Annotated in this window: 7 protein-coding genes; 6 read left to right on the top strand and 1 reads right to left on the bottom strand. The window is 34.1% G+C overall.

The window, feature by feature from the left end:
- Positions 1-10: 10 nt before the first annotated feature.
- The 3 genes from HGC4_RS18260 (at position 11) to HGC4_RS18270 (ending at position 5,022) form a co-directional block, all read left to right on the top strand.
- Positions 11-1,168: an MFS transporter gene (locus tag HGC4_RS18260; RefSeq protein WP_050711577.1), complete on the top strand. Its 1,158-nt coding sequence runs from the start codon at positions 11-13 to the stop codon at positions 1,166-1,168.
- Between the two features lie 31 nt (positions 1,169-1,199).
- On the top strand, positions 1,200-2,081 hold the full coding sequence (locus HGC4_RS18265) for a carbohydrate kinase family protein (RefSeq protein ID WP_050711578.1): 882 nt from the start codon (positions 1,200-1,202) through the stop codon (positions 2,079-2,081).
- Between the two features lie 88 nt (positions 2,082-2,169).
- The gene (locus HGC4_RS18270) at positions 2,170-5,022 is read left to right on the top strand and encodes a substrate-binding domain-containing protein (protein WP_082204241.1); all 2,853 of its coding nucleotides are present in this window, start codon (positions 2,170-2,172) and stop codon (positions 5,020-5,022) included.
- Between the two features lie 195 nt (positions 5,023-5,217).
- Here the strand turns inward: HGC4_RS18270 and HGC4_RS18275 are convergent, their stop codons facing one another.
- Complete coding sequence (locus tag HGC4_RS18275) at positions 5,218-5,787, bottom strand: Crp/Fnr family transcriptional regulator (RefSeq protein ID WP_050711584.1); 570 nt, start codon at positions 5,785-5,787, stop codon at positions 5,218-5,220.
- 148 nt (positions 5,788-5,935) lie between these two features.
- Here HGC4_RS18275 and HGC4_RS18280 point away from each other — a divergent pair, with 148 nt between their 5' ends.
- From HGC4_RS18280 to HGC4_RS18290, 3 genes are all read left to right on the top strand, one after another.
- A complete protein-coding gene (locus tag HGC4_RS18280; protein ID WP_050711585.1) occupies positions 5,936-6,325 on the top strand; it encodes a VOC family protein in 390 nt (129 codons plus the stop codon).
- 3 nt (positions 6,326-6,328) lie between these two features.
- Entirely contained in the window at positions 6,329-6,940 is a 612-nt protein-coding gene (locus tag HGC4_RS18285) for an HAD family hydrolase (RefSeq protein WP_050711579.1), read from the top strand.
- 195 nt (positions 6,941-7,135) lie between these two features.
- Positions 7,136-8,008 carry an arginase family protein gene (locus tag HGC4_RS18290; protein WP_050711580.1) on the top strand — a complete coding sequence of 291 codons (873 nt, stop codon included), beginning with the start codon at positions 7,136-7,138 and terminating at the stop codon, positions 8,006-8,008.
- Positions 8,009-8,668: the final 660 nt, after the last annotated feature.

Raw genomic sequence — 8,668 nt, forward strand, 5'->3', positions numbered from 1 at the left:
TAATAAAGTAATGAAAGAAAAAAATATATATATTAAGTTACTCCCTCTTATGCTGGCATTCTTTGCCATGGGATTTGTTGATTTAGTCGGAATTGCTACCAACTATGTTAAGGCAGACTTTTCGCTATCCGAAACAGAAGCAAATATATTTCCGTCTATGGTCTTCTTTTGGTTTCTGATATTCTCAGTTCCAACTGGCATGCTTATGAATAAGATAGGGAGACGCAAAACGGTTATTATCAGTTTAGCAGTAACATCGTTGGCTCTATTATTACCTTTTGTGAGCTACTCTTATGCCACTATGCTTGTTTCGTTCTCATTGTTGGGAATTGGTAATACATTGATGCAGGTTTCGCTAAATCCATTATTGTCCAATATTGTCACTGGCGATAAATTGGCAAGTACACTTACCTTTGGTCAGTTTGTAAAGGCGATAGCATCTTTTCTTGCTCCTATTATTGCAGCATGGGCAGCAGCATCGTTAGGCGATTGGAAGTTTTTATTTCCTATCTTTATGGTAGTAGCCATCTTAGCGACTTTACTGTTGAGTATGACATCCATATCGGAAACCGATGAAGAGGGCGAAAGTTCTACTTTTGCTCAATGTTTTGCTTTGTTAGGTAACAAGGTTATACTCTTATCTTTTATTGGGATTATGTGTCATGTAGGAATAGATGTAGGTACTAACGTTACGGCTCCTAAAATATTAATGGAGCGTTTGGGGATGACTCTCGATGCAGCTGGTTATGCGACTAGTGTTTATTTCCTTTTCCGTACTATTGGTTGCTTTACAGGAGCTTTTGTATTGGCTCGTTTTTCTGCGAAGAAATTCTTTATAATGAGCGTTGCTTTAATGGTTCTTGCGATTATCGGATTATTTATGTTTCATAACCTTACAATGATCTATATTTGTATAGCACTTATAGGTTTGGGAAATTCGAACATATTCCCTATAATTCTTTCTCAGGCACTTTTGTATATGCCTGATAAGAAGAATGAAGTTTCGGGACTTATGATTATGGGACTTTTCGGAGGAACAGTTTTCCCTTTATTGATGGGTTTAATGACAGATTTACTATCTTCTCAAACAGGAGCCTTATTAATATTGGCTATTGGCATACTTTATTTGGTTTTGATGTCATTCAAGCTGAAAGAAAAAGCGTTATAAATAATACTTTACGATATATAATAAATTAGACATGAAAAATATAGTAGTAGGATTGGGAGAAATCCTTTGGGATGTATTTCCCGAAAGAAAAGTTCTGGGTGGTGCACCTGCCAACTTTGCTTACCATGCTTCTCAATTTGGGTTCAATGGTTATGCTGTAAGCGCAATTGGTGACGACTTGTTAGGTAAGGAAATTCTTACGAGCCTCGAAGAGAAAGGCTTGAATTATTTGTTGGAGAAAACTGACTATCCGACAGGAACTGTTCAAGTAACTTTAAATAAAGCAGGTGTTCCTCAATATGAAATCTGTGAGAATGTAGCTTGGGATAATATCCCTTTCACTGCACGAACCGAAAATCTGGCAAAGAATACTCAAACAGTATGTTTTGGTTCTTTGGCTCAGCGAAACAGTGTATCTCGAGAGACTATCCGTAAGTTTATTACTGCTATGCCCGAAGACAGTTTGAAGATATTCGATATTAATCTGCGTCTCAATTTCTATTCAAAAGAGATTATACACGAATCTTTAGAGATGTCGAATATGATGAAAATAAATGACGAGGAAGTTCTCAAGGTAGCCAATCTGTATGGCTGGAAAGGAGATGAGCAAGAAATCTGCGGCAGACTTCTGGAAGATTACAAATTAGATATACTTGTATTGACAAAAGGTACTGATGGTAGTTTTGTATTTACTCCCCGTCAAACATCTTATCAGCCTACACCAAAAGTGCATGTGGCTGATACCGTAGGCGCAGGTGATTCTTTTACAGCTGCATTTGTTGCCGCTTATCTACATGGTGAGCGTATTGAAGATGCTCATCAATTGGCAGTTGAAGTTTCAGCTTATGTTTGTTTGCAACATGGTGCTATGCCTAAACTAGCCGATTCTTATTTGGAGTTATTCCGAAAATAACCTTCCTATATATTTAAAAGCACTATAACCGCTGTTGGGTTATAGTGCTTTTTCTTACTTTTGTTCTTCTACCAGAGATACTCCGACCATGAAAAATATAGTAAGTAGTATTAAATATTTATTGTTACATCTTAAAACTATAACTACCTCAGGCTATTTTTTTACCAAAGTAATAAAAAGGTCTGAGACCTTATTAGTTATTTGTATTTTGCTTTCGATTATCCAAACTGCATGCCGATTAGATAAGAAGTCGCAATATGTGGTTGGTGTTTCGCAATGTAGTGACGACTTATGGAGGGAAACTGTTAATGGAGAGATTTTGAGGGAAGCTTCTTTCTTTCAGAACATGCAAGTTCAAATAAAAACGGTAAAAGATGATACCCAGCAACAAATAAAAGATATTGAATCTTTTATTGATGCAGGTGTAGATCTTCTCGTTGTTTCTCCTAATGAGTCCACAGCAATTACTCCCATTATACAGAAAGCTTATAGGTCGGGTATTCCCGTTATTCTTTTAGACCGAAAAATAGATACTGATGATTATACCGCTTATGTAGGTGCTGATAATTATCAGCTTGCCTATGAGCTTGGTTTATATGTTTCCGATGTCTTGAAAGAAAAAGGAAATGTAGTAGTAATGAGAGGATGGAAAGGATCAACAGCAGATGCTGAACGATACAAAGGCTTTATGGATGCTATCGGAAAATATCCTAGTATAAAGATTATAGCTGAAAAACGGGGTGACTTCTTGAAAAATGTAGCAGAACAGCAAATGGAAGAAGTCTTTAAAAACCATGAGTCGATTGACCTGGTTTTTGCGATGAATGATCCTATGGCATTAGGTGTACACAATGCAGCTATGAAATATAGTGGGAAGTCTCCATTTATTGTTGGTATAGACGCACTCTCTGGTGAGGGTGGAGGTATTGAAAGTATTCAAAAGGGGTTGATAGATGCTTCCTTTATTTATCCCACAGGAGGAGATAAGGTCATTGATATTGCCAACCGTATTTTAAACAAAGAATCTTTTGATAAAGAGAATATTCTTTATACAGCAGTTGTAGACAAGAGTAATGTACGTGTGCTACAATTGCAGACTAATCAGATATTCGAGCATCAATTCAAGTTCGATAAAATGAATAGGCTTTTAGATAAGAGTCTGCTCCAATACTCTAATCAACGTACTCTTTTTTATATTTCACTGATTGCTTTATGTCTGATTACGTTACTATTATTTCTAGCCTATAAGGCTTACAAAGCTAAAAGCAGAGCTAATACTCAATTGGAAAAACAAAATGAGGAAATAAAACGTCAGGCAGAAATTCTTACAGAACAAAAAGAACAACTAATATCTCTATCCAAGCAATTGGAAGAGGCTACCCATGCTAAATTGGTTTTCTTTACCAATATTTCTCATGAATTTAAGACACCCTTGTCTCTTATTTTAGGTCCTGTGGAAGCATTACTTGCTACTGATAAATTGACTACAGATCAAAGGGAACTACTCACATTGGTGAAACGTAATAGTAATCGTTTGTTACATCTTATTTCTGAGATAATAGAATTCAGAAGTTACGAGAATGGAAAAATGAAGACTAATTTTAGTCATAATGATTTGAGTATTTTTCTAAATGACTTAACTCCACTTTTTTATGATTCTATAAAGAGAAAGCAAATTCAGCTGTCAGTTGAGGCAGATGATTCTGACTTTTTGATGTGGTTTGATAAAGAAAAAGTTGAGAAGATATATTTCAATTTGTTATCAAATGCTCTCAAACATTCCAATGCAGGAGGTAGAATAGTTATAACCTTAAGAAAAGAGATTATATCAGATGTTGAATATGCAAAGCTTTCGGTATTTAATAGTGGCTCTTTTATTGCTCAGGAAGAATTGCATAATATATTCGATCGTTTCTATAAACTAGATTCTCGTGATGGCAGTACTGGAATAGGACTAGCTTTGACAAGTACTTTAGTTGATATTCATAGAGGTAAAATATATGTTGAGAGTAAAGATGGTAAGGGCACTACTTTTTATGTGTTACTACCTTTTTCTCAGGAACATGATTATTCGGACAATAATCAAATCTCGTATGAAAAGGGCTATACCGAAGCTCGATTAGAGTTAGACTCGATGGTTGTAGATGAGGAAGTTTTACCCGAAAACAATTCAAAAGAAGATAAACCACTAGTACTTATTATCGAAGATAATGCAGATATGCGTAGTTTTATGTATCATATTCTCAATCAGGAGTACACCGTAATAGAAGCTGAAGATGGAGCTGAAGGGCTTAAAAAAGCAAAGAAGTATATTCCCGACCTCATTATAAGCGATGTAATGATGCCCGAAAAAGATGGTTTTGAGGTCTGTCATTATTTAAAAGAAAATATTTCGACCAGCCATATACCTGTAATTCTGCTAACAGCTTGCTCGTTGGATGAGCAAAAAGTCATCGGTTTTGAAAGTGGTGCAGATGCTTATATACCTAAACCCTTTAATGCTAATTTATTAAATATACGGGTCAGGAAGTTGATTGAAAACAGGCAGAAAATAAAAGAAGCTTTTGGACACAGTCTAATAAATGACTCAAAGAAAACGTCCTTGGCTGAAAGCGAGCAAAACTTCATTGATAGTTTTAGAGATTATGTAGAATCTCATATTTCTGATTCGGAGCTGAATTTGGATGATGTTGCTAAAAGCATCGGGTTATCTAAATCTCAATTATATAGAAAAATAAAGTCTTTGACGAATTATTCGCCCAATGAGTTAATTCGTATTATCCGTTTAAAATATGCCAAACATTTGTTGAATTCAAAAGATAAAACGATCTCAGAAGTGGCTTACGAAGCAGGATTTTCATCCCCTTCTTATTTTACTAAATGCTTTAAAGAGTTTTATAACGAAAGCCCCACTAGCTATATTGAGAGAATCAGCAAATAGTGCAATATTTGACTGATGCAGTATTTCTGTATATTTATATCGATTATATGGTAGAGTAGAAAAATAATTAAAACTTCAAAAAAGCACAAAAAGGAGATTGTTATTCAATCTACTTTTCAATAGGTCATTCATCCTTTTTGGATTTTTTTTATGAGAATATATGAAAATAAACTTACTTGCTTTATGTTGGATTCATTACAAAATACCAGCTCTCACTCTACTTAAGGTTTCGGGGCTCATCAAAAGATAGGATGCAATATGGGCTATTGATGCACGTCTAGCTATGGTTGGGTTTTCTTGGCAAAAGCGTTCGTAACGTTCTCGTGAGCTTTCAAATCTCCAAGAATCGGCTTTCCTTTGGGAAACAACTAACTTATATTCTATAATACGTCTATATAGTTTATTAATATCGGAGTATTCATCACATAGAGTTTCCCATTTTGCATAATCTAGAAGATAAACTACCGATGGCTCTATCGCTTCAACCAATAAGCTAGTAGGTTCTTTCATAATTAAGCTTTCTATACAAGTAGCAACATAGCCTTCAGGTGAGAAATGTTCTGTAATATCTCGTCCATCCTTATAATAAAATTGGCGGATCATCCCTTTTTCAACAATATATAGAAAATGGCAAGTTTGATCTCTATCTAAGATTATTTCTTCTTTCTGATATTCTTTTCTTTCCATTATTGATGCTAGCTTCTCGACTGATTCATCAGAAAAAACTACATCGTATTTATCTAATATTTTTTTTATTATTTCCATTATTACAAGTCGTATAATCAGTCTCAAAAGTAATAATTTTTCACTGTGCTGATCGAAATTGACGCAGGTCATTTTTGGGTCACTTGTTTACATTTATTTTTGCATCAGATGAAAACTAAATATACTAAAAAAATAAATGGATATGAATATGAAAATTGAACATTTAGCAATTTGGGTAGATGATATTGAACTTCTTCGTCAATTCTATCTAAAATATTTCGAAGTTACTTGTGGAGAAAAATATATTAACACAATGAGAAACTACACTGCTTACTTCTTGTCGTTTGGCGAAAGTAAGACTCGAATTGAGTTAATGCATATTCCTGATATGCCAGACAGTCCTGAACGTAGAGGTTTTATGAAAGGCTTAGCTCATTTTGCTATTTCGGTTGGTGGTAAAGATGTGGTAAACGCTCTTACCGAACGCTTGAGAGGTGATGGATATGTGATTGCAAGCGAACCGAGAACAACAGGAGACGGCTATTATGAAAGTGTGGTATTAGACCCGGAAGGAAATTACGTAGAAATAGCAGAATAAATTATGAAAGAAATAAAGAATATAGTTTTTGATTTTGGCGGTGTTCTCTTGGATTGGAATCCAAGATATTTTTATAAGAACATTTTTAAAGAAGAGTCTGAATTAAATTTCTTTTTAAATGAGGTTTGCAATCATGAATGGAACGAAAAACAAGATGCAGGAAGATCTTTTAAAGATGGTATTTCAGAATTAATTATCAAGCATCCGCAATATAAAAGGGAAATAGAATTGTTCTATACACATTGGATTGATATGGTTGGCGGAGAAATAGAAGAAAACACTGCTTTAATCAGTGAATTGAAATCAGAATATTTGCTATTTGGATTAACAAATTGGTCTGCAGAAACATTTCCACTTGTCTATGAAAGATACTCTTTCTTTAAAGAATTGGATGCTATCATTGTTTCAGGTGAAGAAAACGTAATTAAACCTAATCCCGAAATATACAGGCGATTACTTTCTAGATGTGAAATAGATTCACAACACTCTCTTTTTATAGATGATAATAAAATAAATATTGAGGCAGCACAAAATCTAGGTTTTCACACTATTCATTTTCAACAAGGCGTGAGTCTAAGGGACGAAATGAAGAAAAAAGGAATAGATTTAATGTAGCTTAAAGTGACATTAATTTGAAAGATGAATTAAAAAATTATAGTTTTATAATATGTATGATTTTTATCATACATATTGTAAAACTTCTAGGCATTTTGTGAAAGGGGGTAGAACCCACTTCGCTCGATAATAGAGCCATTGTAGTTAATTGTATTTTTCATCAAGAATCTTAAAATCATAAATAATAATCATAAAATGGAAAATAAAACATCTACACTTCGTCTTATATACCCTCAATGGCAAGGAGGTATAGTTGCTCATTGGATGCCTGATCTGGCTCCCGATGATTCGTCTCGTGGTTATTATTTAGGTGCACAATTATTAAATTTTTTAGCTCCTGTAAGTGATCAGCCTACTGAAGAAGTTCCAGTTTCATTGGATATAAATGACAGGGAAATAGAAAACGGAATCAGTTCTTACAGAGTTATTTTGAAGCAAACACAAGCGGCTCTGAAAATTGTTGAGAAGAATAATCCGGATAGGATCGTAACACTCGGTGGGGATTGTGCAGTGAGCGTTGTGCCATTTTCTTATCTGGCAGCGAAATATGCTGATGATATTGCTATTATTTGGATAGATGCACATCCTGATGTAACCTTGCCGTATGACGATTATAAGGGCTATCATGCTATGGCATTAACAGCTTGTCTAGGGATGGGAGATGAGAATATTTTGAATGCTCTACCAGGAAAAGTGGACGCTTCCAAAGCATTAATTGTTGGGCTCCGTTCTTGGGATGAAGGTATGCAGGAAAGGCAAAACAAATTAGGTATAAAAGGTTTATCTCCATCGGATGTGGCAGAAAATAGTACTCTGATAATGGACTGGCTAAAAGATAGAAACGTCTCGAAAGTTGTTATTCATTTTGATATGGATGTACTGGATCCTGCGGAGATAATAGCGGCAGTAGGTCCTGATCCCAATGGGATGAGAATTGACGAAGTTGTGCGGGTAATTAATGATATAGCTTCTGAATATGATGTTGTAGGTCTTACCATAGCTGAACCGATGCCACGAGTAGCGATTAAAATTAAGAATATGCTGAATCGGTTGCCATTGCTTAGTTAGTAAACAAGATGCATATTATAATCTTAAAGAAATAAACGAAACTATTTATACAGCAAAGAACATAAAAGCTTATCACAATCCGTGATAAGCTTTTATGTTTTAAAGATGCTAACTTTTTTCAACTAGGCTTTTATGTATTTCTCAAAAGCTTTGATAATGTGGTTTATCAGATCTTTCTTTTGATATTAAAAAAGGCAGAAAAGAACCTCTACAAATATTTGTTAATGAATATATATTAGTCAGATCTCTAATTATAGAAGGTCTATAGGTCAATTCTGATCATTTCCATTTTTTATTTAATGAATTACATGCTATAAAACATTTTTTTTATTTATTGGCTTATGTTTATTAACTATCTGTTTTGTAGTGTGTTATTTGGATGTTTGCTAAGTGAAATGTTTTTTTGTTTTGCTAAGTTTAAATTTTCCAAAATATTCTTCTATCGCTCAGTCTGAGTATTAATCAAGGATGAAGATTCAGAGTATTTCAGATTTGACTTAATGTCATCATATTTTATATTTTAATATTTATTTTGCTTATTGAACAATAAATAATGTTTACATGTTATCAATAACACGAATATCAAAAAGGTAACATTATGAAATCTGTAATTCTTATATTCTTATATTTTATAATTACTGTAACAGCATTAGGGCAAAC

The sequence above is a fragment of the Dysgonomonas sp. HGC4 genome (assembly GCF_001261715.1).
Lineage (GTDB): Bacteria > Bacteroidota > Bacteroidia > Bacteroidales > Dysgonomonadaceae > Dysgonomonas_A.

What these genes read in the sequence shown, in the direction of transcription:
- HGC4_RS18285 (WP_050711579.1), top strand. Translation starts at nt 6,329, where the DNA reads ATGAAAGAAATAAAGAATATAGTTTTTGATTTTGGCGGTGTTCTCTTG.
- HGC4_RS18260 (WP_050711577.1), top strand. Translation starts at nt 11, where the DNA reads ATGAAAGAAAAAAATATATATATTAAGTTACTCCCTCTTATGCTGGCA.
- HGC4_RS18265 (WP_050711578.1), top strand. Translation starts at nt 1,200, where the DNA reads ATGAAAAATATAGTAGTAGGATTGGGAGAAATCCTTTGGGATGTATTT.
- HGC4_RS18270 (WP_082204241.1), top strand. Translation starts at nt 2,170, where the DNA reads ATGAAAAATATAGTAAGTAGTATTAAATATTTATTGTTACATCTTAAA.
- HGC4_RS18280 (WP_050711585.1), top strand. Translation starts at nt 5,936, where the DNA reads ATGAAAATTGAACATTTAGCAATTTGGGTAGATGATATTGAACTTCTT.
- HGC4_RS18290 (WP_050711580.1), top strand. Translation starts at nt 7,136, where the DNA reads ATGGAAAATAAAACATCTACACTTCGTCTTATATACCCTCAATGGCAA.
- HGC4_RS18275 (WP_050711584.1), bottom strand. Translation starts at nt 5,787, where the DNA reads ATGGAAATAATAAAAAAAATATTAGATAAATACGATGTAGTTTTTTCT.